The following is a 25,653-nucleotide window of genomic DNA, read 5'->3' as shown; positions in this document are numbered from 1 at the left end:
GGGCTTAGAGCTGGGCAGTCCAGGTTCCGCTTTTGCCGCCGGTTTTCTCCAGCAAACGGGTCTGTTCGATCACAATGCCTTTGTCGGCCGCTTTGCACATATCGTAAATGGTCAGGGCGGCAATGGAGCAGGCCGTCATGGCTTCCATCTCGACGCCGGTGGTGTAGCGGGTGCGGCAGGTGGCCAGCACGGCAATGGTGCCTGCTGCGGCGTCGCTTTCAAAATCAATGCCGACAAAATCCAGGGGCAGGCTGTGGCACATGGGAATCAGCTCGGCACAGCGCTTGGCGGCCAGCACACCGGCCACGCGTGCGGTGTTCAGCACTTCGCCCTTGGCATTGTGCTGAGCCGACAGCAACTGGTAAGCAGCGGGACTCAAACGCACCACGGCGCGGGCCGTGGCCGAGCGGGAGGTGGCGGATTTGTGGCTGACATCGACCATCTGAACTTTCCCATCTTCATCCAGATGGGAAAGGTGCAAATCTGTGTTTTCGGTAGTGGTGCTCATGATCGCTCCGGGACCGGGCCTAGTGCGCGGTTCTAATTGTTTATGGTTGCATTATATACACCCGGCGCGGTGGCTCTGGCTAAGGCCCCGGCGGGTTGCGGTCTTCCCGCAAGCGGGCCGGGTCCAGCAGTCGGGCCAGTTCGATCAGGGTGCGAGCCTGCATTTTTTCAAGTGCCCGAGCGCGGTGCACTTCCACGGTGCGCATGGTGATGCTCAGGTCCTGGGCAATCTGCTTGTTCAGCCGTCCCTCCAGGGCCAGGGCCAGCACTTCGCGCTCGCGCTGCGACAGGGTGTCCAGCCGCTCTTCCAGTGCCTGTTCGTTGTCCCGTTCTTCCTGACTGGCCTCGTAGCTGCGCAGCACATCCAGTACCCGGTCCACCAGATCGTTATCGTTAAAGGGCTTTTCGATGAAATCCGCCGCGCCTTGTTTCAGCGCGGTCACGGCCAGCGGCAGGTCGCCGTGGCCGGTCAGGAAAATAACGGGCAGACGGGATTGGCGCTCGCGCAATTGCTCGAACACTTCCAGGCCGGACAGACCATCCATACGTATGTCGAGCAGGATGCAGCCCTGCGTTTCGGGGTTCAGGGCATTCAGAAAAGCCTCGCCGCTTTCCCAGAGTTCGGTATTGACCTGCCGGGTGGAGAACAGCCAGGACAGGGCATCGCGGATGGCCGGGTCGTCGTCCACGATGTGGACCAAAGGGGCGCGCTTAGTCATGTTCGATCAAGGGTAGGGAAAACAGGAAGGTAGCACCGTGAGAAACCCCGTTTTCAAACCAGAGTTTGCCATGGTGCAACTCCACAATGGAGCGGCAAATGTTCAAGCCAATGCCCAGACCTTGGGCTTTGGTGGTGGTAAAGGCCTGGAACACTTCTGCCATGATCGTTGCTGCCACGCCGGGGCCCTGGTCGGCCACCATCACCAGCACGACACCATTGCTGGCCTGCATGGTCACTTCCAGTACCCGGCGTTCTGGCTCCAGGCCCGACATGGCTTCGGCGGCATTGCGCAGCAGGTTGAAAATCAGTTGTTCCAGCAGTACCTTGTCGCCCATTACGGGCAGGCTTTCGGGGTGGGAGGGCACAATCAATTGAATCTGGTGATGGCGCAGACCTGCCTTGGCCATGGCCAAGGCGCCTTGCAAGGCATCGGGCAAATTCAGAGGGCTAAGCTGCGGATCGCGCTTGCGCACAAAGTCGTGAATGCGGTGGATGATTTGCCCTGCGCGGCGGGTTTGTTCCGCCAGGCTTTCCAGACCGCGACGCAGCTGTTTCGGGTCCAGCGGTTCATTTCCCAGCAGGTTCAGGGAACCAGCCGCATAGCTGGCAATGGCCGAGAGCGGCTGGTTCAGCTCGTGGGCCAGTGTGGAGGCCATTTCACCCATGGTAATGAGCTTGGCCGTGTGGTGGAGCTGTTCGGATTGGGAACTGGCCAGGGCTTCGGCCTGCTTGCGCGAGCTGATATCGATGATGGAACTGATCCAGCCCACGTGCCGTTTTTGCGCGTCAATCAGCGGGGATTCAAAGACCTGCACATCGACACGTGAGCCGTCCGGGCGCTGGAACAGGGTGTCAAAAACTTGCACCGAGCGGGAGGATTTCAGTCGATCTCGACGCTCCAGTGTTTCATCCATCATTTCCGGCACCCACCAGGGCATGGGTGGGGCCAGACCAATAATTTCTTCGCTGCTGCGGCCCACCAGTTCGCAAAACGCCGGGTTCACATACAGCACCTTGCCGTCCAGATCGCGGGCGCGCATGCCAGTCACCATGGAGTTTTCGATTGCGCTGCGAAAGGCCTGCTCCTGCATCAGGGCCAGCTCGGCTTCACGGCGCTTGCGGGCGTAGTGATGTTGCATGGCCAGGTTCACCACAGCCAGCAGGGCCAGGCCTGCAATCACGGTCAGTAGCAAGGTGAAGGTGGGGATGTTCTTTTGCGGGTAAGGCGTCATCAGTAAACGCACACCATGCAAGGGCGGGTCTACCGACATGGCGTAGCGCAACTGGCTTTCGCCCGGCTCGCCTTTGGAGCGTGTGGCCAGCGTCTGGTCGCTTTGGTCGATCAGGGAGACGTGATATTGCTCGGCAATCCACCAGGGCACGTTTTCCATCAGGATGGTGGCCAGGGAAAAGGTGGCGCGCAAGGTGCCGACAATATCGTTGTCTTCGTAGATCGGAACCACCAGGTCCAGCACGCTTTCCTGGTGTTCATTGGAGTAGTAGGCCGGTAGCCAGGTGGACGTGCGCGGCGTGCTGACGTGGGCTGCAATCCGGGTATCAGCACCGGGCGGGCGCACCAGCAAGGTGGTGCCAAATCGATCCTGCACGGCCACTTTCAGCAGATCCGGGTGGATGGTCTTGAAGTGCTGTAATTGCGTCAGCGCGGTCTGGGTCGTGACGGGCTGGGACTGGACTTCAATTTCGCTGGCAATGCGGCTTAAATTGTTCTCGTGCGAGCGCAGCTGAAAGGACAGGGATTGCTCCACCCACAAAGCATTGCGTATCAGCTCGTTGGACTGCTCCTCATCCCGTTCCTTATTGACCGCCCAGGCAAACACGCCCATCAGCAGCACAATAATCAGGATGGCCAAAATAGGCACATAGGTGCTGATCGGGTAGGCCGCCAGAGTGCGCGAGGCCGCTTGGCGTATGAATCCGGACGGACGGGCAAGACGCATCATGACAAAAGGTTTCGGATTTCCACAATAGATAATTCGGGGCCGCTTTTTTAAGCTACACGCTTTCAAGCACATCAATCAATAAAACGTGTCGGCTCTTAACCGACCGGAGGCAAACATGAAAAAGACCCTTGTGGCCAGCTTGCTGGCGTCCGTATTCTTGTCCGCGCCTGTTCTGGCTAACCCCATGATCATCAAGTTCAGCCACGTTGTATCGCCAGATACACCCAAGGGCAAGGGCGCCGTGCGCTTTAAGGAACTGGCCGAAAAGTACACCGAGGGCAAGGTGGTTGTCGAGGTCTACCCGAACTCGCAACTGTACAAGGACAAGGAAGAACTGGAAGCCCTGCAACTGGGCGCCGTGCACATGCTGGCTCCGTCGCTGGCCAAGTTTGGCCCTCTGGGCGTACGCGAATTTGAAGTGTTCGACCTGCCTTTCATTTTTCAGAACCGTGAGGACCTGCGTAAGGTGACCGAAGGTCCTGTAGGCCGCATGTTGCTGGACAAGCTGGAGCCCAAGGGCATCAAGGGTCTGTCCTACTGGGATAACGGCTTCAAGGTCATGAGCGCCAACACGCCCCTGAAAAGCGTGGATGATTTCCTGGGTCTGAAGATGCGCATCCAGTCCTCCAAGGTTCTGGAAGCCCAGTTCAAGGCGCTGGACGCTGTGCCTCAGGTGATGGCCTTCTCCGAGGTGTACCAGGCTCTGCAAACGGGTGTGGTCGACGGCACCGAGAACCCGCCATCGAACATGTACACCCAGAAAATGCACGAAGTGCAAAAGCACGCCACCGTGTCCAACCACGGTTACCTGGGTTATGCCGTGATCGTAAACAAGAAGTTCTGGGAAGGTCTGCCTGAAGATATTCGCCAAGGTATGGAAAAAGCCATGGAAGAAGCCACGGTTTACGCCAACGACATTGCAGAGCAAGAGAACAACGATTCCATGAAGGCCATGGAAGAGTCCGGCAAGACCCAGTTCTACCAACTGAGCGATGCCGAGCGTCAGGAATGGGTCAAGCAGCTGCGTCCCGTGCACAAGGAAATGGCTTCGCGTATCGGCCAGGACGTGATCGACGCCTTCTACAAGGCTACCGAATAAAGCCTGCTTCATCTGATTGTCTTGTACAGGTCTGATTCAGACCTGTTCTTCTTTTCTTCCCGCTACATGCTTGTGTCTGCCCGGCCCCCGGGCGGGCAGACTGTAGTCTGGAGCTACCCATGTTTTTACGATTTCTGGACCGCTTTGAGGAAATGTTCATCTCATTTCTGATGGTGGCGGCCGTAGTGATTATTTTTGTAGCGGTCTGCCAGCGCTACTCGGTCAGCCTGCTGGCTGATCTGGTGTCCTGGTCGCGGGCTCAGGGTTATGAGTCCATTACCGCCATGGCCCGTTCTACCTATCGAAGCGTGGCCGGCGTCAACTTGCTCTGGGCACAGGAACTGTGCATTTACCTGTTTGTCTGGATGGCCAAATTCGGCGCCGCTTACGGCGTTCGTGTTGGTATCCACGTGGGTGTGGACGTGCTGGTGAACGCTGTGGGCCCACGCTGGCGTCATCTGCTGGTGGTGATTTCCCTGTTCGCCGGTGCCTTGTTCACAGCCATTGTTGCCTGGATTGGTGGCCGCTTTGTCTACGGCATTGCCCAGACAGCCCAGGTGTCGGCTGACCTGGAAGTGCCAGTGTGGATTGTGTATCTGGCGGTACCTGCGGGCTCCTTGCTGATGTGCTTCCGCTTCCTGCAAGCCTTGATGAACTTTATCCAGACGGGCCATTTGCCTCATCACGAGCCTGCGGCGGATCTGATCGCTGAAACAGAGCGCGGTGTGTCTGAATCCGAAGGAGCGCGCGCATGACCGCCCTGATTATTTTTGCCTTGCTGGCTATCCTGTTGCTGACAGGCATGCCGGTATCGATTGCCCTGGGTCTGACGGTGATGGGGTTCCTGTTCACCATGACCGAAGTTCCTATGGACAGTATTGCGCTCAAGCTGTTCACCGGGATCGAGAAGTTCGAGATCATGGCGATTCCGTTCTTCATCCTGGCCGGTAGCTTCCTCACGCATGGCGGGGTCGCACAACGCATGATTCGCTTTGCCGCTTCCATGGTCGGCCACTTGCCCGGCGGTATGGGTCTGGCTGCGGTGCTGGCTTGCGCCCTGTTTGCGTCTATCAGTGGTTCCTCGCCTGCCACGGTGGCGGCTATTGGTTCCATCATGATTCCGGCCATGGTCAAACAAGGCTACCCCGTGCAATTCGGGACCGGCATTGTGGCGACCTCCGGCGGTCTGGGCATCTTGCTGCCACCCTCGATTGTGATGGTGATGTATGCCGTGGCAACCAGCGGCATGATGGTTGAGGGTCCGGATGGGGTCAAAGTTGGTACGGCTTCTATTGGTCAGTTGTTTATTGCCGGTGTGGTTCCGGGTTTGATCCTGGCGTTTCTCCTGGGTGCCACGACCATGTTCCGCGCCTGGAAACTGGGCTACCCCCGTATGCCGCGTGCTTCCTACAAAGAACGCTGGCGCGCCTTCATGGACTCCATCTGGGGTCTGATGTTGATCGTTATCGTGATGGGCGGGATTTACTCCGGTGTGTTCACGCCTACCGAAGCAGCAGCTATCAGTGCGGTTTACGCCTTTGTGATTGCGGTCTGGGTCTACAAGGATGTGAAGCTGCGCGAGGTCAAACGTATCGTGCTGGAATCGGCAGCCATGAGTGCCATGCTGCTGTACATCATCACCAACGCGGTCATGTTCGCCTTCATTCTGACTTCCGAGCAGATTCCACAGGCCATTGCGGAATGGATTGTGTCGCAAGGCATGGGCCTGATCGCCTTCCTGCTGTTCGTGAACGTCCTGTTGCTGGTGATCGGTATGGTGATGGAGCCCTCGGGACTGATTCTGATCATGGCTCCCATCCTGTTTCCTGTCGCCATGAAGCTGGGCATGGACCCGGTTCACTTTGGCATCATGCTGGTGGTGAACATGGAGATTGGGCTGGCGACACCACCAGTGGGCTTGAACCTGTATGTGGCGTCCAGCATATCGAAGTTGGGCCTGACCGAAGTTACCAAGTCCACATTGCCTTGGTTGCTGACTGGTTTGGCCTTCCTGTTGATGATTACCTTCGTACCTGAAATTACGCTTTGGCTGCCCCGCATGATGGGATGGCTGTAGTAGTCCTGATCGCTATCCGCGAGCAGGGCAAGGTGAGCCCCTGATGTGGCAGTACGGCTTGATGCAAGCTGCGCAAGACGTGAATCACCTTGAAGGCCGGGCAAAAAGCCCGGCCTTTTTTTTGTCGCTGGGCCGTCCCAAGGCAAACACTCCCCCTCGGGGGGCGGCAAGCAAAAGGCGTAGCGTGGGGGCTTTTTTTGTCGCTGGGCCGTCCCAAGACAAAAAACTCCCCCTCGGGGGGCAGCAAGCCGAAGGCGTAGCGTGGGGGCTTTTTTTGTGTGCAGACCCCGCGCGGTTTTGTAGCCCTGTGAAACGTACTGATAAGTGTTATTTGCTAAGACAGGCCAGTCTATTAGTATCATAGGTAGTTCGGGCCGCCATACTGGCGGTATTTATTCATACGGAGACCTTATGTCCATTTCAGTCGGTGCGCGCGTTCCAGACGCGACCCTTAGCGAGTACATTGAAACCGCCACAGAAAGCTGCCCTATGGGCCCCAACAACTTTCAGGTGGCTGATCTGGTTAAAGGCAAGAAAATTGCCGTGTTCGCCGTTCCTGGCGCTTTCACCCCCACCTGCTCCGAGCAGCACTTGCCTGGCTTTATTGCCAAGGCAGACGAGTTCAAGGCTGCCGGCGTAGACGAGATCTGGTGCGTGGCAGTGAACGATCCTTTCGTAATGGGCGCTTGGGGCAAGTCCCTGAACGTCAATGGCAAAGTACGTCTGCTGGCCGATGGCAGTGCTGTCTGGACCAAAGCATTGGGTCTGGAATTTGACCTGACGTCCAAAGGCCTGGGTGTGCGCTCCAAGCGTTTCTCTGCCTTGCTGGAAGACGGTGTTGTCAAACAATTGAACATTGATAACGACGGCGGCCTGCACACATCGGATGCAGACACCCTGTTGAAACAGGTAAAGTCGTAAGTATCTGATCCCCCGCCAGTCCGGCGTGGCGAGGGATAGAAGGATTACAAGGCGCTGGCGGCAAGCTGGCGCTTTTTTTTACCGTGCTCCTGTCGCAAAACCCAGGCCGGAATCTGGATGGTAGCGAGAGTTGGGGGCCGGTGCCGCGGTTTTTTTAGGATGTCTGGATGCTGTCATCGGTGGGTGCGTTTTCGTCCCTGTACTTTGCGACCCTGATGCTCTTGCTCAGCTCGGGCCTGTTCAATACCTTCATGGGGGTGCGCCTGACGGCCATCTCGGTGTCAGAGGTATGGATTGGCGGGCTGATTGCGGTGTATTACCTGGGCCTGGTATTTGGTGCTCGTATGGGTCACCGCCTGATCATGGGCGTGGGTCATATTCGGGCGTACGCCGCCAGTGCTGCTATTGTCACCATCTGTGTGCTGGTTCAGATTCTGGTTGATTCCATGTACGTCTGGCTGCTGCTGCGCTTTTTGGCGGGTGCGGCCATGGTGGTGCAGTTCATGGGGATTGAAAGCTGGCTGAACGAGCAAAGCGACAATAGTCAACGCGGCACCATTTTTGCCTTTTACATGGTGTTCTCCAGCCTGGGCACCGTGCTGGGGCAGTTGTCGCTGACTCTGTTTCCGCATCTGAATTACGAGCCGCTGGTATTTGTGGCGATCTGTTCGGCCTTCAGTCTGGTGCCGGTGGCGATTACCCGTCGCAGTCACCCACCCTTGCAAGTACCCGCGCCCATTAACGCACGCTATTACCTGGACCGCGTGCCCTTGTCCATGATGGTGCTGCTGGTCGCCGGTATGTTGACCGGGGCCTTTTATGGTTTGGCGCCCGTGTATGCGGTGCGCGTTCATCTAAGCAATGAGCAGGCTGCCTTGTTTGTCGCCGTGTCTGTGGCCGCCGGTGTGCTGGCCCAATGGCCGGTGGGTTGGCTGGCGGACCGCATGAATCGCGTCAAACTGATCCGCATTAACGCGATCTGTTTGCTGGCCTTGGCCATTCCGTTGTGGGGCTGGTTTGAGGCCCCGTTCTGGTTTCTGCTGATTTTTTCGGCGTTGTTCGGGATTCTGCAATTTACGCTGTACCCCTTGGGCGCGGCTTTCGCCAATGACAACGTGGATCCGGAGCGGCGAGTTGGCTTGAGCGCCATTTTGTATATGGTCTATGGCTTGGGGGCCTGTCTGGGGCCGCTGCTTGCCGGCGGCCTGATGTCTTATATTGGCAGCAATCTGTACTACATCTTCGTGGCAGCCTGTGGCTTGGCTTTGGTTCTGCTGGTCCGCCCGCAAAAGGTACTGGGTGATCACTTGAGCCAGGATGCGCCTACTACCTTTGTGCCTATGCCAGACAGCTTGCAAAGCTCGGCTGCGGCGGTGGCATTGGACCCACGGGTGGATATCAGCTCTGACGTGTCGCATGATCCGGTTTTCGAAGATCTGCCGCCAGTTGAAGAGCGGGTGCCCGCAACGACGGAAAGCACGGCTGCGGAGCGCAAGGCGGAAGATGAGGCTGCAGAGGCGACACTTGCCGAGGACGACAAACGGGCTGATCCTGTTGTTGGAAGCTCGGGAAGCTCGGGAAGCTCGGGAAGCTCGGGAAGCTCTGTGAATTCTGAAGGCTTGGATGCTTTTGGGAGCGCGGCAGATGTGGAAAGCTCGAGCGCTGAGAAAGACGCAGAGAAAGCACGTAAACCCTCAGATCCAGCCCCTTAGGTCGCCGCCAGAATCGAGCATGTTCTCATAGCGGTTTACGAGCATGATTCACTCATAAAAAAACCCAGGCTTGGCCTGGGTTTTTTATTTCTGCCCGGATCTTAAGTCTGGAGCTCAGGCCCGTTGAATTCGGCCTCAACCTCAATCTTGCCAGCCAGAATATCCTGCTGTAGCGCTGCAATACGCTGGCGCACGGCATCCGGTGTGTCCGGGGCCATGATCAGGCGCACCGCATCCGGTTGCTGCAGGCCAACCTTGAAGATCTTGCCGGACTCGAACTTGTTTTCGCTCAGATCCTTGCAAGCTTCAAATACGCCAATGCCTACATCGGCCCAGGCGGAACCGACGAATACGTCGGGCTCACGGGCGACCCAGTCGATCACATTACCAATTTCTTTGATGCCCAGTTCACGGCAGGCCTGCGTTGTGCCGCTACGGCCTTTGTTCAGCATGGTGTAGATGATGTCTGCACCAGCTTTGGCCTGTGCCTGGGTGACCCGCGCGGCCAGCTCAATATCATCCTGGTTGCCGGAGAAGTTTGTCAGCAGCTTCACATCCGGATTGGCATGCTTGACGCCAGCGGCATAGGAAGCGCGGGCGCGCAAACCAGGGGGCACGCGTACGCCGGACTGGTGGGCCACCACGCCGGTCTTGGTCATCAGGGCGGCATAGGCACCGGCCAGCCAGGCTGACTCTTCCTGACGCACGTCATAGCTGCTCAGATTGCTGGCAGTGACGGCACCTTGCGTGATCACAAAGCGGGTATCCGGAAACTCCTTGGCAACGGCCAGGGCAGCATCGGTGTTCTGACCGCCGTGGGCGATCAGCAAGGCCGGTTTGTATTGTGTTGCCAGTTCGCGCAGAGCGGCAATTTGCGCCTGGGTTTCGTTAGCCACCTGATCTTTGTAGTGGCCGGTAATAGGCAACTGGTCCATGGCCTTCTTGAAGCCCTGATAACCAGCTTGCATGAAGCCGTTGTCATCAATGTGGCCGCAGAACAGGGCGGCAACGACGGGTTTGTTGGCCGCCAGCACACTGCGGCCAAGCCAAGGGGCAGCCAGTGCGCCGGCTCCAGCGGAAGCGGCGGCCAGCAGTAACTGTCGACGGGTAAATCCGGTCATGATCATGTCTCCTGTGTAGTCTCCGACGTGGGCGTCGGTAAAAATCGTTTTTTTCTAATCTACAGGAGATGAAAAGCCGCGGTTCCTGAAGTTTTAAATGTCAAATATAAGAATTCTCGTATAGTGCGTTTACGCGGGCATGTATGAGACATGCCCGATATTGTTCACCGCGGAATCAGGGCCACGATAGCGCCAATGGCCAGGGCAACCCCCACCATATTGAGCGCGCTGAGCTTTTCCTTGAAGAAGCCCGCGCCGATGACGGCACCCATGGCAATCACGCCAATATTCATGGCCGAGAACACCAGAGTGGGGTTCTCCGGGAAGATCTGGTGGGCGCGGATATAAAAGAAAATATTCCCGAAGTTCAGCAGGCCCAGCACCAGACCGGCTAAAAGGCTCCCTTTATGCCAGCTGGTGCGCTTGGCCAGCAGCCAGCACAGCATCAGCACACCGGCCAGCGAGAAGGACACCACCAGACTGCTGGAGAAAGCTGCACCGGCTCTGGAGAGCTGCTTGAACATGATGTCGATCACGCCATAGCCTAGCCACACAGCCAGCAGCATCAGGGCAGGATGCCCGCAGCCTGCTTCCTGGCTACTGGCCTGCCGCGGACGTATCAGCAGGCACAGCAAGGCAATCAGGGCCAGGGCGATGCCCAGCAGTTTCTGACCAGCCAGTTGCTCGCCAAACAAGAGAAAGGCCGCCAACAAGGGAATGAACAGGGACAGGCGCTGGGCAGCATCGCTCAGCACAATCCCGGCTTGCCGCACTGCCGCCGCCATGAACAGAAAGACGCTGGGCAAGAGCACACCCAAGGCAATCAGAATCCACCAGGGGGTAGCAGGATTCAGCAGGCTGCTGGGATGCGGTTGCAGCAATACCAGACTCAAGGTGACTGCCACGCCGTAGTTAACCATGATGGCCTGGGCGACATCGATCTGCCGCTGGCGAGCGACTTTCAGCAGAATGGAAACGGCAACACTGCACAGAATGCTGGCGATCAGAGTGAGCATGTTAGAGGGCCTCGACCATAGCGCGTGGACGGGTTTGTTCCAATGACAAAGGGGGTTCGGACAGCGTGGTTTTGGCCGCTTCCAGTTGCAGGCGGGTAAACAGATCCTGGTCCGCCACAAACTGCGGGTTGCCGGTAGTCAGCAATTGCTCACCATAGAAAATGGAGTTGGCACCGGCCATAAAGCACAGGGCCTGGGTGCTGTCATCCATGGTTTCGCGACCCGCCGACAAGCGCACGGCGCTGGTGGGCATCAGGATACGAGCAATGGCAATTGTGCGTACAAACTCGAAGGGGTCCAGATCATCGACCTGATCCAGCGGTGTGCCCGGTACTTTCACCAATTGGTTGATAGGCACGGACTCGGGGTAAGGGCGCATATTGGCCAGCTGAGCCAGCAGACCAGCACGCTCGCGACGGCTTTCACCCATGCCGATAATCCCGCCGCAGCAACTGTTCAAACCGGCTGCGCGTACGCGTTCCAGCGTGTCCAGGCGGTCCTGGTACGTGCGCGTGCTGATGATCTGGCCATAGAACTCGGGGGAAGTGTCCAGATTGTGGTTGTAGTAGTCCAGCCCGGCATCTTTCAGGCGTTGCGCCTGACCGTCTTTGAGCATGCCCAAGGTGACACAGGTTTCCAGCCCCATCGCTTTGACGGCGCTGACCATCTCAACTACCTGGTCCAATTGTTTTTCGGTAGGAGAGCGCCAGGCGGCACCCATGCAAAAACGCTGAGCACCCTGTGCCTGGGCGGCGCGGGCCGCTTCCAATACCTGTTCCAGGGGCATCAAGGGTTCAGGTTCCAGCTCGGTCTGGTATTTGGACGATTGCGGGCAGTAGGAGCAATCTTCGGGACAGGCGCCTGTCTTGATGGAGAGCAGGCTGGAGAGCTGGATTTGATTGGCCGGGTGGTGCTGTCTATGTACGGTCTGCGCCTGGAACACGAGGTCCATAAAGGGCAGCTCGTAAAGCTCCATGATGCGACGAATCGTCCAGGGTGCGGGGGTATTTACAGACATGGCAGGCTACCTTATTCAGTGACGCAGCTATGCTAGGTTTTCTGCCTGTGAAAGACGACTCCTGGGGCTGGCAGGCTCCGGAGGCTTGTCTCGCTATGGGGCCTATTTCAGTGATTTTTAGACGAAATTGTCGCTAACTTCGCTTAATTTCAATTATTGTGAGGGATACAAACTATTTCAAAGGCAGTATTTGCAAAATGTTTCAGCGGCTGATTCAGTGCTTGATTACCGTGGTTTCCATCTTTTTATCCGGGGTAAACTGGCAGGCGATTTTGCAAAAGGATAAACATGCACGTGTTCGAGCGCCGCATCACCGTGGAATGGGGTGATTGCGATGAGGCCGGGATTGTTTTCTATCCCAATTATTTTTATTGGTTTGACTGCACGTATCAGGCGTGGCTGCGGCAAGCAGGCTTGAGTCAGCGTATCTTGCGCCAGGAATATGATGCGGTAACGCCCTTGGTGGATGTCGGTGCCAACTTCCGCGCACCCGTTACCTATGATCGCGAGATTCGCGTTTGCGTGCAGGTGGCTCAATGGCTGGAGCGGCGCTTCAAGCTTGAATATCAAGTCTTCAATATGGACGGTGTGCTGGTAGCAACCGGCCACGAGTGGCGCGCCTGGGCGCAGGTCTTGCCGGAAGGGCGGCTGAAAGGTGCCGCCATTGCTGAAGACTTTCGTCAGCGCTTAGAAGGGAACGGGGCTGTTTGAAGCGGCCTGATCAGACACCGGCAGGCGCTGCTGCACTTGATGCAGCTGCGGCTTGCCATTGAGCGGTATATAGACAAAAGCCAATTGCTTGAACAGGCGTGCTTGCCAGCGTGCCTGTTGCAGGCTGATGTCCAGCACCAGCAGGCTGGGTTCATCCGGCCATTTGCCCTTGGGGTCCAGATTCACGGCGGGCCACCAGCGCAGATCCAGTTTCTGCAAATCGCGCAGCAAGCTTTCCTGAACCGCATCGTTAAAGGCACGGCTGCAAATTTGCGCGCCTGGATTGCAGGCGGTCAAAATTGCCGCCCCACGGCTGTTTTCTTGTTCCAGTAATTGATTCAGAGGGCGGTTGAGCTGGCCGATGCGCACGTCCATATCGCCCTTTGGGCTGTGTATACGGTAGATCGCCTTCTCGAAAGCGTGAGACAGGGCGGCGGGCAGGTCTTTCTGTGTAGACATAAGCTATCTTGCGTCGTTCTGTTCTCCGGACCCACAAGACTGGCAGTGGGATGCATGGTTTGTTGGTGTTCAAACCATGCATCCATTATTTACACAGTTTCAGCCTTCAAGCAAGTTATGAGGCGCGTGGATCCTGGATTCGATTCCAGATCGAATACAAGCTGGGCAAGAACAAGAGCGTCAGGATGGTGCCAATGGCTGTACCGCCGATCAGCGTCAGGGCCATGGAGCCCCAGAACACGGAGAAGGACAGCGGAATGAAGGCCAGTACCGCCGCCAGCGCCGTCAGAATGACGGGGCGGGCACGCTGCACAGTGGCTTCAATCACGGCATCGTAGGGCGAGGCACCTTCAGCCCGGTTGGTCTTGATCTGCTCAATCAGAATCAAGGTATTGCGCATCAGGATCCCCGCCAGACCAATCAGCCCCAGAATCGCGGTAAAACCAAAGGGTTGCTGGAAAATCAGCAAGGCGGGCACGCTGCCAATCAAGCCCAAGGGGGCGGTCAGGAACACCATGATCATGTTCGAGAGCGAACGTACCTGAATCACGATGACCAGCAGCATCAAGGCAATCATGACCGGGAAGACGGGCAGCAGCGCGTCATTGGACTTCTTGGCCTCGGCGGTGATGCCGCTCATCTCGATCAGGTAGCCAGGGGGCAGGGAAGCCTGCAAGGAGGCAAACTCCTTCATCACCCGGTTGGCCACTTCTGCCGGTTGCACGTGCGGAGCAATATCCCCTCGCACGGTCATGGTGGGCAGGCGGTTGCGACGGGCCAGCTTGGGTTCTTCCTGCATGATTTCCAGCTTGCCGACTTGCTCCAAGGGCAGGTTCTGGCCCTGATCATTCATGACGGTCAGGCCGGACAGGCGAGTTGGGTCATGGCGGTTGCTGGCCGAGCTGCGCGCCACAACCAGCACATTACGCAGGTCCTCGCGGTATTCCGCAACGGTTGTGCCATCCAGCTGCAACTGGATTTGTTCGGCCAGACTCTGGCGATTCAAACCCAAGGCTTGCAGACGTTGTGGGTCTACGTCCAGCTTCAGGACGGGTACGCGCGAACCCCAGTCCACGTTCACCTGACGCATGTCCTTGTCGGCCCGCATCACCGCCATGGCCTGCTCGGAAATATCACGTAGCTTGTCCAGATCAGGGCCACGTACCAGGAACTCCACCGGGTATTTGGTGGATGGCCCGAACACTAGCTGAGTGGCACGGACACGCGCTTCTGGTGTCAGGCCATCGGCCACCACTTGGCGGAAGCGTTGCAGCAGCGCATCGCGGTCGTGGTGATCAGCCGTCAGCACCACCAGACGAGCAAAGGAGGGATCAGGCAGTTCAGGGTTGTAGGACAGGAAAAAGCGCGGTGCGCCTTGCCCGGCATAGCTGGTGACCAGCTTGGTTTCGGGCTGCTCGCGCAACCAGCTCTCCACCTTGCGAGTAACGGCTTGCGTGGACTGAATACTGCTGCCCTCGGGTAACTGCACTTCTACCAGCAGCTCGGGTCGGTCGGAGGTGGGGAAGAATTGCTGTTTGACGAAACCCATGCCTACAACCGCCAGCACGAAGGCCGCCACCACAATTCCGGCCACCAGAAACTTGTGGTGTACCGACCAGGCAATCATGCGGCGCAGGCGCATGTAATTGGGGGTGTCGTAAATGGCCTGATGGCCGCCGGGACGGGCTGGAATGGCGGGCAGCAATTTCACGCCCATATAGGGAGTGAAGGCCACCGCAACCAGCCAGGAGGTCAGCAGGGCAGCGGCCAGAATCCAGAAGATATTGCCGGCGTACTCCCCGGCAGAGGAACGGGCAAAACCCACCGGCAGAAAGCCGATAATCGTCACCAGGGTGCCGGACAGCATGGGGGCTGCCGTATGGTTCCAGGCATAGGCGGCGGCTTTCAGGCGGTCCATGCCTTCTTCCATTTTCACGATCATGATCTCGATCGCAATAATGGCGTCGTCCACCAGCAGGCCCAGCGAGATAATCAGCGCGCCCAGCGTTACCCGATCAAACACCTTGCCTGTCATCATCATGATGACGAACACCATGGCCAGCGTCAGGGGCACAGCGGCAGCCACTACAATCCCGACCCGCCAGCCCATGCTGACCAGACACACCAGCAGCACGACGCTTAGCGCCGCGAAGAACTTGAACATGAACTCGCCTACGGCGGAGGCAATGTTCACCGACTGGTTGGTGACGGTCTCCAGGGAGAAGCCCAGGGGCAGGGCAGCGGCAATATCTTCCCGTGCCTTTTCCAGATCCTTGCCCAGATACAGGCCGTTGTAGCCCTCCTGCATCACCACATCCAGCAACATGGCAAATTGTGCGTTGTGGTGAATCTCGAAGCTGGGTGGGTCCTCGTAACCACGGCTGATAGTGGCAATGTCGCCCAAGCGCAGATTATGACCCTGCACGTAGATATAGGTATTGCTGATGGCCTCCACATCCTCCAGCCCGGCGCTAAGGCGCATGTGAATACGCGGGCCATCGGTGCTGATGGCACCACTGGCTGTCATGGCACTGCGCTTGGACAAGGCTTCCAGAATCTGTTGAGGATTGAGCTGCAGATTGTGCAGCTTGGCTTCGTCCAGATCGACAAAAATACGCTCGCTTTGCTCGCCCAGAATATTCACCTTCTTGACGCCGGGGACTTGCAGTAGCTGGCTGCGTACTTTCTCGGCCTCGCGAGTCAGCAGGCGCGGTGGCAGACCGGGGGCTTGCAGCGCGAACAGGCTGAAGGACACGTCCGAGTACTCATCGTTCACAAACGGCCCCTGCACGCCTTTGGGCAAGCGCGGAGCCTGATCCTGCAGCTTCTTGCGGAGCTGATAGAACTCGCTCTGAACGTCCGCGGGCGGCATGGTGTCTTTCAGGGTCACCACCATCAAGGCTGTGCCGGGACGGGTAACCGTCTCTACCTTGTCAAACCAGCGCAGTTCCTGCATGCGCTTTTCCATGGGCTCGGCCACCAGATCCTGCATTTCCTGGGCGGTGGCCCCGGGCCACATGGCAGTGACGGTCAGCACTTTCACGGTAAAAGCCGGGTCTTCGGCTCGACCCAGTTTCACGAAGGAGTAAATGCCGGACGCTGCCAGAGCAATGATCAGAAACAGCGTGATGGCCCGTTCACGCACCGCCAGAGCGGAAAGATTGAAGCGGCCTGTCATTGCTTGACCTCGCATGTTTCAGGACGAACTTCCTGGCCTTCATGCAAAAGGTTAGCGCCCAACGCCACGATGGCCGTACCGGCTTCAGGGCCTTGGGACAGGTAAGCGTGTTCCTGGGCAAGCTTGGCAATGGTCACGGGCTGCCAGTGCACGGTTTTCTGATCATCAATTACCCACACACCGGGCCCTTTACCCGCATCGTAAATTGCAGTCAGCGGCACTTGATTCAAGGCGTCTGCATCCGGGGGCGTCAAATGCACAATGGCGCTGGAACCCAGTCTTGCGGTGACATTCTCGCCCTCGAAGGAAAAGCGGGCCTGATAGCTGCGGGTTGCAGGGTCAGAGGATTGGGCCAGCTCGCGCAGTTGGGCGGGCAGGCTTTCCTGGGAGTCCGTTAGTTCAATGGTGGCGCGAGTACCCAGCGGAATATCCCACTGCTCGGGCAGGCTGACAATGACATCACGTGGACCGTCCTGGGCCAGGCGCAGCACGGCTTGCCCCGGGCTGACAACTTGGCCAACATCCGCAATCTGGGCGGTAATGATGCCGCTGGCTTCTGCTTTCAGGGAACTGTATTGGTCGGCGTTGCGGGCTATTTCAGCTTGTGCTTGGGCGGACTTCAGATTTGCCTGTGCGCTACGCAGTGCCTTCTGGCTTTGTTCATGCGCCTGACGGGAAACACCGCCTTGCTCCACCAGCAGGGACAAGCGTTTGTAATCTGACTGGGCTTGTTCGGCCTGAGCCTGGGCGGCCTGCACGGCAGCCAGACGGGCGCGGTAATCCAGTTGCAGATCCTTGGGGTCCAGCGTCATCAAGAGCTGGCCTTTTTCAACGTGCTCGCCGTTTTGAACTTTGCGCGTATCAATCTTGCCGCCTACCCGAAATGCCAGCGGGCTTTCCACCCGTGCGCTGACCAGCCCCAGGAAACGTCGTTGCTGATCGGCCTTGGGCTGAATCACGCTTTGAATGACCAAAGGAGCCTGAGTGCGAGGGTCGGCCTCCTGTGTCTGCTGGCTGCACCCCATCAGTACAAGGGCGGCGGACAAACTCAAGACAGGGCTAAGAGAGCGAAAAAGAGCCATGCAGGACTCCGGGTAGGTAAATAGTTGGATGAACTGTAACTTGGGACGTGACGTTCAAGGCATCAGGCTGCGCAGGATAAGCTGCGTTACCACCAGCAAACCTTGGCGGGTTTTTTCAGGCGGATGTATTTCCAGCAAGACAGGGTGTAGACAGGCGGTCAAGGCAAACAGGATGCCTTGAACCACCTCGTCCAAGGGCGTGCGGCGTTCAAAGTCGCCGCTTTCACGGCCCGCGCGCACCAGGGCGGTGATTTGGGTCAGCAAATCTTCTCTGTGCTGGTCCACTGTTGTCCAATTGTTTTGCAGCGCTTCAATGACCACTTCTTGCATGCGGCCTTCCTGCAAGAACAGCTCCAGGCTTAGCGTGCAGGCGGTTTCAATGAAGTGGCGCAGACGTTCGATAGGGGGCAAGTCGCCCTCCACAATCTGTTGCAGCTGCACGTGCATGCCTTTGAGCACAGAGTGGCAGATCGCCTGGCCGATAGCCTGCTTGGAGTCGAAAAAACGATAGAGATAAGCGCTGGACACGCCTATGGATTTGGCCAGGCTGGCAACAGAGGTCTTGCGATACCCGTAGAGCCGGAAATGCGTATTGGCCTGCTCAATGATCTGTTCGCGGCGATGATGCTCGGTCGGACCACGCTGGCCCAGGGTACTGGCTGGCATAGAAGTTGAATGTTGAAGTAACGATAACGCAATACATTAACTTCCTTGTTAAGCCGCGGCAAGTAAATTGAGGCTACATATCCCGTTTTTTTGCTTGATGGGACTCTTCTTGACGGGCAAACCTTTTAGATCAGCCGATGGTTTGAGCAGGCAGCAGGGCATCCGCAGGATGGAATCATGCTTTGAGGCTGACCTTCCAGGCTTTGGCTTGTTGAGAGCGTGCCAGGGATAGCGCTTTTTGCAAGGTGGCTGATGCGTATGGTTGTTCGGATGGGAGATGCCTCATTGCCTGCGGCGTATTTGTCTCGAATGTCTATTACAACCAGCCGCTTCTGGAACTGTTGCAACAGGCATTCTCGCAGGAAAGAGGGCTGATTAATCTGGCCCCGATGGCGACCCAGTTGGGGTTTGTTTGCGGCCTGTTTTTTCTGGTCCCTCTTGGAGACCGGATTGACCGTAGAAAATTGATTCTGGGGCAGGCGGTGGTTTTGCTGGTCGGGCTGGTATTGCCTGGCGTCTGGGTGGGTGGCATGCGGTATGCCTGTTTGGAGGGGCATTAGTGCTTATCGGTTTTTCTTTGCACGGTATTCGTAGACGAGCGATAGGCACCAGAGGCTGAGAGAGGTGTTCTGGTGCGCATGCTTGCAGGCCGGGAGTCCACCAATGAAAAAAGCCTGACAGATCGAAATCTATCAGGCTTTTTGAATTTTTTGGCGGAGCGGACGGGGCTCGAACCCGCGACCCCCGGCGTGACAGGCCGGTATTCTAACCAACTGAACTACCGCTCCGCAGCGGTGCCAAGAATCTTGGCGTCCCCTAGGGGATTCGAACCCCTGTACCCACCGTGAAAGGGTGGTGTCCTAGGCCTCTAGACGAAGGGGACAGGACTTACAACTAAATCGTCGTTTTGGTGGAGGTAAGCGGGATCGAACCGCTGACCTCTTGCATGCCATGCAAGCGCTCTCCCAGCTGAGCTATACCCCCAATTTTCTTTACTTCGTTTTTTAACTGCGTCAAAAAACCAAAGTATCGAAATAAGTGTCAGGCTTGACGAGGCTTGCCACTTCAAACTGCTAAAACCAGTCCAGGACTGATTTTTAAATTTTTTGGCGGAGCGGACGGGACTCGAACCCGCGACCCCCGGCGTGACAGGCCGGTATTCTAACCAACTGAACTACCGCTCCGCAGCGGTTGCCAAGAATCTTGGCGTCCCCTAGGGGATTCGAACCCCTGTACCCACCGTGAAAGGGTGGTGTCCTAGGCCTCTAGACGAAGGGGACAGGACTCTACAGCTAACCTTCGTTTTTTGGTGGAGGTAAGCGGGATCGAACCGCTGACCTCTTGCATGCCATGCAAGCGCTCTCCCAGCTGAGCTATACCCCCATTTCGGCGTTCTTTTTGTCGACCACCAACGAAGAATTGAGATTATGAAGGTGTTTTTATCTTTGTGCAAGTCTTTTGAAGAAAAAAACCAAAATAAAGTGAAAAAACTTCAGAGGGGCTGCCAGAGGGGGGCATGGGGCAGGCAGAGGAGGCGATACCCCCGGCGTGCGGAAGCCGAAAACAGGGCTCAGGGTGAGCCTGAAATGCGCTTGTATCTTTTTGTTTTATACGGAGTTTTGTATCTTCTTTGTGTCATAACATTTCATTTGTGGCTCAATAGAAGGAAATGCTTTCAACTATTAGCGTCGTTTTTTTGTCCCTTTCAGGCTTGTCTAATTCCCTTCTTAGGCGCATAAATGCAGGGTTTGTGAGAAATTTGCGCTGCTCTGTAATCTAATGATGGTATGCTTCGTTGAGTAACATTTCACCTGCAATAATTACGTTTTGTAGGCCCCTCACTTAGCCTGCATTTTTTTATTTAATGGCGCTATGTCAGCAAAGCAGTGCATATCATCACCTCTGCCTGTTCCAGTGGATGCACAAAGACGAATCAGTTTGAGTGCTTTGCTGATTTGGGTGCTGTTGGTCTGGCTGTTGTTGATCTCCGCAACGGTTACTGTCATTTACAAGCAAAACCAGGCAGAAATTCGCCTGCAGGCAAGTAGCGGCCTCCTGCGCCAGCTCTCTGATATCAGCTATTCCGTGGCGCTGGCCGCGCCTTCCAGTTCGACGCCTGCCCGTTTGCGCCACTTGGATCAGCAGTTCCAAGGGGTGGTGCAGTTGTTACGCGATGGCGGAGTAGTCGATGGTGTGGTCCTGGTCCCGCTGGACAAGCCCTTGCTGGGGCTGGTCTCCCAACTAAGTAATGAATGGCAGCGGCGCTTGATGCGTCTGGATTTTCCGGTCAGCTCCGAGCAAGTGCTCCTGCCAGCGGCCAGCCTGAACGCGGAAGACTCGTTGTTTCGTCATAACACCCAGCAATTGCTGGATGCGTTTGATGCCTCGCGTGAAAGTATCCGCTCGCAGCACCGCTGGACGGTGTTCTTCATGCTGGGTCTGGATTTGATCGCGCTGTGTCTGTCCTACTTCATGTTGCGTGCCTGGGCAGCCGATCCCTTGCGACAGCTGGTGGCTCAAGGCCAGGCTTTTACTGGCGGCAATTACCGTGCGAAAAGCACCAGTTCAGGCACTAGTGAAACGCGTTATTTGTCGCAGATTTTGAATTACTGCGGTTTGCAGATTCAACAGCTGGATGCGCAGCTTTCTATTCAGCAGCGCAATTTATCCCAGCTCAACGCCATATGCCGCAGTTTGAGCCACAACCCTTTATTGGGAGTTTATTTATCCCGCGATGGCCGCTTTGATTTCGTCAATAAAAAGCTGGCAGAGACATTGGGATATAGCCGTGCACAATTGCGCCAGGAGTTCACGGTTGATCAAGTCTTTCTGTCGCCGCGATTTCCTTCTTTGACTCAAGTGGTGGCCGATTCGCGTTCTGGTGGCAGCAGTTTGCGCTATGAAACGCGGGCATTGCGTTATGACGGCAAATCCATTGATGTCGAGATCTGTGCCATTCCCATCGAGCTCGAGGGTCGTATGGGCATGGTGGCAGTAGTGCAGGACATCACCACGCGGGTGCGCAACGAAGTGACGGGTCGTTTGGCGGCCGTGGTGTACGAGAACACTTGCGAAGCCATTGTTGTGACGGATCGTTTTGGCCATGTGGTAGATGCCAACCCGGCTTTTAGCCGCATCACCGGCTACGAGCTGGACGAAGTGCGGGGCCGCACCTTGTCTATCTTGAACTCGGGGCGTCAGGACACGGAGTTCTACCGCAAAATGTGGCGCGAGATTTCGGAAACCGGGCGGTGGCAGGGTGATATCTGGAATCGACGCAAGAACGGCGAGGATTTTGCCGAGCGTTTGACCATCAGCACTGCCTGGAACCCGGATGGCACGGTGTATCGCCATATTGGCTTGTTCACCGACATCACCAGCCATAAGAAGCGTGAAGCGCAGATGTGGAAGCAGGCGCATTACGATCATTTGACGGGCTTGCCCAATCGGCAGATGTTCCAGGATCGCTTGCAGCAAGCGCGCGAGCAGTCGCGTCGCACAGGCTTACCTTTCGCGCTGATCTTTATGGATCTGGATTTTTTCAAGGATGTGAACGACTCCTTGGGGCACGAGAAGGGCGACGTCCTGCTGCAGGAAGTGGCCCAGCGTTTGCAGCGCTGTGTGCGGGTAACGGATACCGTGGCCCGTATTGGTGGTGACGAGTTTACCGTCATCATCTCGGATATCAGCGATACCTCGATTGTGGAGCGCACTTGTCGCTGTTTGCTGGACACGATTGAAGAGCCTTTCCAGTTGGGCAAGAACTCGGTGTCTGTTTCCGCCAGTTTGGGAATCACGCTGTTCCCCGAAGATGGCGATGATGCCGGCCAGCTTTTGAAGAATGCGGATATGGCCATGTACGCCGCCAAGGCTTGCGGCCGCAATCAATACTGTCGCTTCCTGCCTGCCATGAGCGAAGCCGTGGAAGCGCGCCTGCGTTTTTCGCAGGATTTGCAAAAGGCACTAAGCGAGCAGCAGTTCCAGCTTTATTACCAACCCATTGTGGATTTGCGTACAGGGCAGGTCACCCGTGCCGAGGCCTTGATACGCTGGGAACACCCGCAGTTGGGCTTGGTGCCCCCTTCAGAATTCATTCCGTTTTCCGAAGATTCCGGTCTGATTGTGCTGATTGGCGAATGGGTGTTCGAGACGGCTGCCCAGGCCGCGGTGAAACTACGCAACGAGCTGGACCCCGGTTTCCGGGTCAGCCTGAATGTCTCGCCCGCGCAGTTCAAGCTCAATGGCTCCTGCGCGCGCGAGTGGGTGGAGTATCTGCAAACCCAAGGCATTCCGGGTGATGCGCTGGTGGTGGAAATTACCGAGCGCTTGTTGCTGGACGATCAGGGGCAAGCCTTGCAGCAGTTGCGCTCCTTGCGGGAGTACGGCATGAGTGTGGCGCTGGATGATTTTGGCACCGGCTACTCCTCTCTGTCGCACCTGAAGCGGTTTTCCATCAATGTGCTCAAGATTGATCAGTGCTATATCCGCAATCTGGCCCTGAGCAGCGAGGATCTGGTGCTGACTCAGGCCATGATTGTCATGGCGCAAAAGCTGGGCTTGCGGGTAGTGGCAGAAGGTGTGACCAGTCACGAGCAACTGGATTTGTTGAACAACGCCGGTTGCGACTATATGCAGGGCTATTTGTGCTCTACGCCCATCCCGGCGGATGAGTTCGTGGACTGGTGCAAGACCTGGAATCGGGAGCGTGCCGGTGGTTTTGCCGCGCGCTTGTACCCGAATGCACCGCAGGCTTTGCAATAGCAGAATCCTTTCAGGGAGTCTCCGCTACCGCAAAGCCTGTGGTGAGTTTGCTGGTGCTCAGTCCTGACGACGAGAGCGCCAGGCAAAAATAATCAGAAGCAGGCCTGCCCAGATCAAGAAGGGCAGATTGCCGTATTTCACGTAGGGAGTCAGGCCTGTTGTGCCTTGAACTTCCACATCCAGCACACCCGGCGTCAGGGGCGGCAGAGCTGCACGAACACGCCCATAAGGATCAATGGCGGCTGTCATGCCGGTATTGGTGGCACGCAGCATGGGACGGCCTGTTTCCAGAGCCCGCATACGTGAGATCTGCAAGTGCTGGCTCAAGGCCCAGGAATCGCCAAACCAGCCCAGATTGCTGATGTTCAACAGCAAGGTAGCGCCTTCCTGGCCAGGACTGCCTTGCACGGCCTGGATGATCTCTTCACCAAACACGTCTTCATAGCAGATGTTGGGGGCAACACGCCCCTCTGCCATCTTGAAGGGCGCTTGCGGCAAGGCGCCACGATGGAAGTCCCCCAGCGGGATATTCATCATGTCCACAAACCATTGAAAGCCGGTGGGGATGAATTCGCCGAAAGGCACCAGATGATGCTTGTCGTAGTAGCTGGCCGTGCTATTGATGATGTCCTGGGGCTGAGTCTCGGGGCTGATCAGCAAGGCGCTGTTGGTGTAGCTCAGCTTGCCGTTGACCGTGCCACGGTCCATGGGGACACCCAGCACCAGATTGGCTTGATGGCGCTGTGCCAGTTCCGTCCAGCGCAACCAGAAGCTGGTTTCCAGGCGGTTTTGCAATACGGGGATAACGGTTTCAGGCAGAACAATCAGGCGTGGCGCGTCTTCGGGGGTCTTGGCCGGCAGGTTTGCCAGCTCGTAATAACGCTCTATGCCTTCGCTCATATTGGGGCCGAACTTGGCGCTTTGATCGATATTGCCTTGCACCAGGCGGGCAATAAAGGGCGCGCCATGGGGCTGGACCCAGGCAATATGCGGCAGACTGATCCCGATCAGGCCAAAAATCATGGCGATACCAATGCCGATCGCGCTGGAAGGGCTTTGGTTCTTGTCTTTGGAGGCGGCAAACTGGGCAATCACGGCGGCGCTGAAAGCCGACAGCCAGGCCAGGCCATACACACCCACAACGGGTGCCCAGCCGGTAAACATCCCTTCTGCGTGGGCGTAGCCGATATTCAACCAAGGAAAGCCAGTCAGCAAATTGCCGCGCAGCCATTCGCTGAGTGCCCAGCAGCTTGCCCAGCCTGCTGATAGCAACAATCGTGGCAGCCAGGAATCACTATCGTGCTTGGGGCGCAGTTTTTGCCAAACCGCTGAAGCCAGAGCAGGAAAGAGGGCCAGGGCGGCGGCTAGCAGCAAAACGCCCAGGGCGGCCATCCAGGAGGGCATGCCACCATACTGGTGCATGCTGATGTACAGCCAGTAAATCCCTACGCCAAAATGCCCCAGCCCAAACAGATAACTGCGACCAAAGGCCTGGCGCACGGACGTCGAACCCATGATTTGCGAGCAGGCAATGGCCAGCAAGGTGATCTGGTAGAAAGGCAAAATCCAGGATGGCAGCGGGCCAATGGAAAAGGACAGGGCATGCAAGCCCCCCAGGACCAGCAGTAAAGCGACGCCAAGCGCCTGGGGTAAAGGTTTGGAATCAGGCTTGTTCAAGATTAGGCTCGGCGGGTGTGGCTCGCTGAACGTGCAACCAAAGGGCTCGTTTGGCATCCGCACGGACAACCGTGAGGCTGATGCCATCAAGCTGGGCCACATCGCCCCGGCGAGGGATATGTCCCAATTCGGACGCCAGCCAACCACCTACGGTGTCAAAGTCGTCGTTAGGGAGGTGGGTCTGGAAGGCTTCGTTGAAATCGGGGATTTCAGTCAGTGCCATGACACGCCAGCTGTCGGGGCCGGCCTGGAAAATGGTCTGCTCGGCGTCTTCATCGTATTCGTCTTCGATGTCGCCCACAATTTGTTCCAGCACGTCTTCCATGGTGACCAGGCCTGCTGTACCACCGTGCTCGTCAATAACGACGGCCAGGTGATTGCGGCTGCCACGGAACTCGTGCAGCAAGACGTTCAGGCGCTTGGTCTCGGGAATGAATACCGCAGGGCGAATCAGCGGGCGCAAATCCAGCGTGGGATTGGCGATCGAGAGCAGCAGGTCCTTGGCCAGCAAGATACCGATGATATTGTCGCGCTCCGTCTCGTAGATCGGAAAGCGGCTGTGGCCCGTTTCAATAATGATGGGCAGCATCTCGGTCAAGGGCTTGGCGATGTCCAGCATATCGATCTTGGATCGGGGCACCATGATATCGGCCACTGTTTTGTTGGCCATATCCAGTGTTCCGGCGATCATGGACAGCGATTCGTCGTCGATAACTTTGCGGGCGTGGGCCGCAACCAGGACAGACTTAAGGTCTTCTCGGTCTTCGGGTTCGTGACGCCGATTGAAAAAAGCACTTAAGCGAGAGATGGGATTGTTTGAGCTGGCCTTGGAAGGGCGGGGCTCGGGGTCGGGAGCAGAGTCTGACATTGTCCGAAGGACGAGTTAAGGAAGAAACAAGCATAACCGAAAAATGATGACAAGGTATGTACCTGTCATCATTCGGAATGCGGGAAGGGAAGTGAGGA

At 57.0% G+C, this 25,653-nt stretch carries 20 protein-coding genes and 6 tRNA genes; 8 read left to right on the top strand and 18 right to left on the bottom strand.

Annotated features, from left to right (window positions below):
• Positions 1–4: 4 nt before the first annotated feature.
• The 3 genes from moaC to MID00_RS04045 all read right to left on the bottom strand — a co-directional run bounded on the left by moaC (position 5) and on the right by MID00_RS04045 (position 3,189).
• A complete protein-coding gene (gene moaC / locus MID00_RS04055) occupies positions 5–508 on the bottom strand; it encodes a cyclic pyranopterin monophosphate synthase MoaC (protein ID WP_009463872.1) in 504 nt (167 codons plus the stop codon).
• Between the two features lie 79 nt (positions 509–587).
• Positions 588–1,226: a response regulator transcription factor gene (locus tag MID00_RS04050; RefSeq protein WP_254499734.1), complete on the bottom strand. Its 639-nt coding sequence runs from the start codon at positions 1,224–1,226 to the stop codon at positions 588–590.
• On the bottom strand, positions 1,219–3,189 hold the full coding sequence (locus MID00_RS04045; protein WP_254499733.1) for a PAS domain S-box protein: 1,971 nt from the start codon (positions 3,187–3,189) through the stop codon (positions 1,219–1,221). The genes MID00_RS04050 and MID00_RS04045 overlap by 8 nt, the downstream gene beginning before the upstream one ends.
• A gap of 115 nt (positions 3,190–3,304) precedes the next feature.
• Here MID00_RS04045 and MID00_RS04040 point away from each other — a divergent pair, with 115 nt between their 5' ends.
• From MID00_RS04040 to MID00_RS04020, 5 genes are all read left to right on the top strand, one after another.
• On the top strand, positions 3,305–4,288 hold the full coding sequence (locus MID00_RS04040) for a TRAP transporter substrate-binding protein (RefSeq protein ID WP_254499732.1): 984 nt from the start codon (positions 3,305–3,307) through the stop codon (positions 4,286–4,288).
• 119 nt (positions 4,289–4,407) lie between these two features.
• Entirely contained in the window at positions 4,408–5,043 is a 636-nt protein-coding gene (locus MID00_RS04035) for a TRAP transporter small permease (protein WP_035271196.1), read from the top strand.
• Positions 5,040–6,365: a TRAP transporter large permease gene (locus tag MID00_RS04030; RefSeq protein ID WP_022983420.1), complete on the top strand. Its 1,326-nt coding sequence runs from the start codon at positions 5,040–5,042 to the stop codon at positions 6,363–6,365. Before MID00_RS04035 ends, MID00_RS04030 begins: the two co-directional genes overlap by 4 nt.
• A 411-nt stretch (positions 6,366–6,776) precedes the next feature.
• Positions 6,777–7,286 carry a peroxiredoxin gene (locus tag MID00_RS04025; RefSeq protein WP_009463866.1) on the top strand — a complete coding sequence of 170 codons (510 nt, stop codon included), beginning with the start codon at positions 6,777–6,779 and terminating at the stop codon, positions 7,284–7,286.
• Between the two features lie 167 nt (positions 7,287–7,453).
• On the top strand, positions 7,454–8,998 hold the full coding sequence (locus tag MID00_RS04020; protein WP_009463865.1) for an MFS transporter: 1,545 nt from the start codon (positions 7,454–7,456) through the stop codon (positions 8,996–8,998).
• 101 nt (positions 8,999–9,099) lie between these two features.
• Here MID00_RS04020 and MID00_RS04015 read toward each other — a convergent pair whose 3' ends face one another.
• The 3 genes from MID00_RS04015 to bioB all read right to left on the bottom strand — a co-directional run bounded on the left by MID00_RS04015 (position 9,100) and on the right by bioB (position 12,153).
• Positions 9,100–10,119, bottom strand: coding sequence for a BMP family protein (locus tag MID00_RS04015; protein WP_254499731.1), 1,020 nt, complete (start codon positions 10,117–10,119; stop codon positions 9,100–9,102).
• A 164-nt stretch (positions 10,120–10,283) separates the two neighbouring features.
• Positions 10,284–11,135, bottom strand: coding sequence for a hypothetical protein (locus MID00_RS04010; protein WP_022983422.1), 852 nt, complete (start codon positions 11,133–11,135; stop codon positions 10,284–10,286).
• A gap of 1 nt (position 11,136) precedes the next feature.
• Entirely contained in the window at positions 11,137–12,153 is a 1,017-nt protein-coding gene (gene bioB, locus MID00_RS04005; protein WP_254499730.1) for a biotin synthase BioB, read from the bottom strand.
• A gap of 288 nt (positions 12,154–12,441) precedes the next feature.
• On the opposite strand from bioB, the gene MID00_RS04000 reads away from it, so the two are divergent.
• Positions 12,442–12,864 (top strand): thioesterase family protein, encoded by a 423-nt coding sequence (locus MID00_RS04000; RefSeq protein WP_009463861.1) that lies wholly within the window; start codon positions 12,442–12,444, stop codon positions 12,862–12,864.
• Here MID00_RS04000 and MID00_RS03995 read toward each other — a convergent pair.
• From MID00_RS03995 to MID00_RS03980, 4 genes are all read right to left on the bottom strand, one after another.
• Positions 12,841–13,323, bottom strand: a complete 483-nt coding sequence (locus MID00_RS03995; protein WP_009463860.1) for a DUF3293 domain-containing protein — start codon at positions 13,321–13,323, stop codon at positions 12,841–12,843. The genes MID00_RS04000 and MID00_RS03995 overlap by 24 nt on opposite strands.
• Positions 13,324–13,438: 115 nt before the next feature.
• Positions 13,439–16,516, bottom strand: coding sequence for an efflux RND transporter permease subunit (locus tag MID00_RS03990; protein ID WP_254499729.1), 3,078 nt, complete (start codon positions 16,514–16,516; stop codon positions 13,439–13,441).
• Positions 16,498–17,583: an efflux RND transporter periplasmic adaptor subunit gene (locus MID00_RS03985; protein WP_254499728.1), complete on the bottom strand. Its 1,086-nt coding sequence runs from the start codon at positions 17,581–17,583 to the stop codon at positions 16,498–16,500. The genes MID00_RS03990 and MID00_RS03985 overlap by 19 nt, the downstream gene beginning before the upstream one ends.
• A gap of 54 nt (positions 17,584–17,637) precedes the next feature.
• Complete coding sequence (locus MID00_RS03980; RefSeq protein ID WP_009463857.1) at positions 17,638–18,249, bottom strand: TetR/AcrR family transcriptional regulator; 612 nt, start codon at positions 18,247–18,249, stop codon at positions 17,638–17,640.
• Between the two features lie 245 nt (positions 18,250–18,494).
• Between MID00_RS03980 and MID00_RS03975 the strand changes: the two genes are divergently transcribed.
• The gene (locus tag MID00_RS03975; RefSeq protein WP_250756732.1) at positions 18,495–18,809 is read left to right on the top strand and encodes a hypothetical protein; all 315 of its coding nucleotides are present in this window, start codon (positions 18,495–18,497) and stop codon (positions 18,807–18,809) included.
• 151 nt (positions 18,810–18,960) lie between these two features.
• Here MID00_RS03975 and MID00_RS03970 read toward each other — a convergent pair.
• The 6 genes from MID00_RS03970 to MID00_RS03945 form a co-directional block, all read right to left on the bottom strand.
• A tRNA-Asp gene (locus MID00_RS03970) sits at positions 18,961–19,037 on the bottom strand.
• 19 nt (positions 19,038–19,056) lie between these two features.
• A tRNA-Glu gene (locus MID00_RS03965) sits at positions 19,057–19,132 on the bottom strand.
• A 25-nt stretch (positions 19,133–19,157) separates the two neighbouring features.
• Positions 19,158–19,233 (bottom strand) — tRNA-Ala (locus MID00_RS03960).
• A gap of 123 nt (positions 19,234–19,356) precedes the next feature.
• Positions 19,357–19,433 (bottom strand) — tRNA-Asp (locus MID00_RS03955).
• Between the two features lie 20 nt (positions 19,434–19,453).
• Positions 19,454–19,529: transfer RNA gene (locus MID00_RS03950), tRNA-Glu, on the bottom strand.
• Positions 19,530–19,556: 27 nt separating this feature from the next.
• Positions 19,557–19,632 (bottom strand) — tRNA-Ala (locus MID00_RS03945).
• A gap of 555 nt (positions 19,633–20,187) precedes the next feature.
• Here MID00_RS03945 and MID00_RS03940 point away from each other — a divergent pair.
• Positions 20,188–23,010, top strand: coding sequence for an EAL domain-containing protein (locus MID00_RS03940; RefSeq protein ID WP_009463855.1), 2,823 nt, complete (start codon positions 20,188–20,190; stop codon positions 23,008–23,010).
• A 57-nt stretch (positions 23,011–23,067) separates the two neighbouring features.
• Here MID00_RS03940 and lnt read toward each other — a convergent pair whose 3' ends face one another.
• Positions 23,068–24,687 carry an apolipoprotein N-acyltransferase gene (gene lnt / locus MID00_RS03935; RefSeq protein WP_009463854.1) on the bottom strand — a complete coding sequence of 540 codons (1,620 nt, stop codon included), beginning with the start codon at positions 24,685–24,687 and terminating at the stop codon, positions 23,068–23,070.
• The gene (locus MID00_RS03930; RefSeq protein ID WP_009463852.1) at positions 24,674–25,555 is read right to left on the bottom strand and encodes an HlyC/CorC family transporter; all 882 of its coding nucleotides are present in this window, start codon (positions 25,553–25,555) and stop codon (positions 24,674–24,676) included. Before MID00_RS03930 ends, lnt begins: the two co-directional genes overlap by 14 nt.
• Positions 25,556–25,653: the final 98 nt, after the last annotated feature.

The sequence above is a fragment of the Alcaligenes sp. NLF5-7 genome (assembly GCF_024266725.1).
GTDB lineage: Bacteria > Pseudomonadota > Gammaproteobacteria > Burkholderiales > Burkholderiaceae_B > Alcaligenes > Alcaligenes phenolicus.
This window is presented reverse-complemented; position numbering and strand designations above follow the sequence as displayed.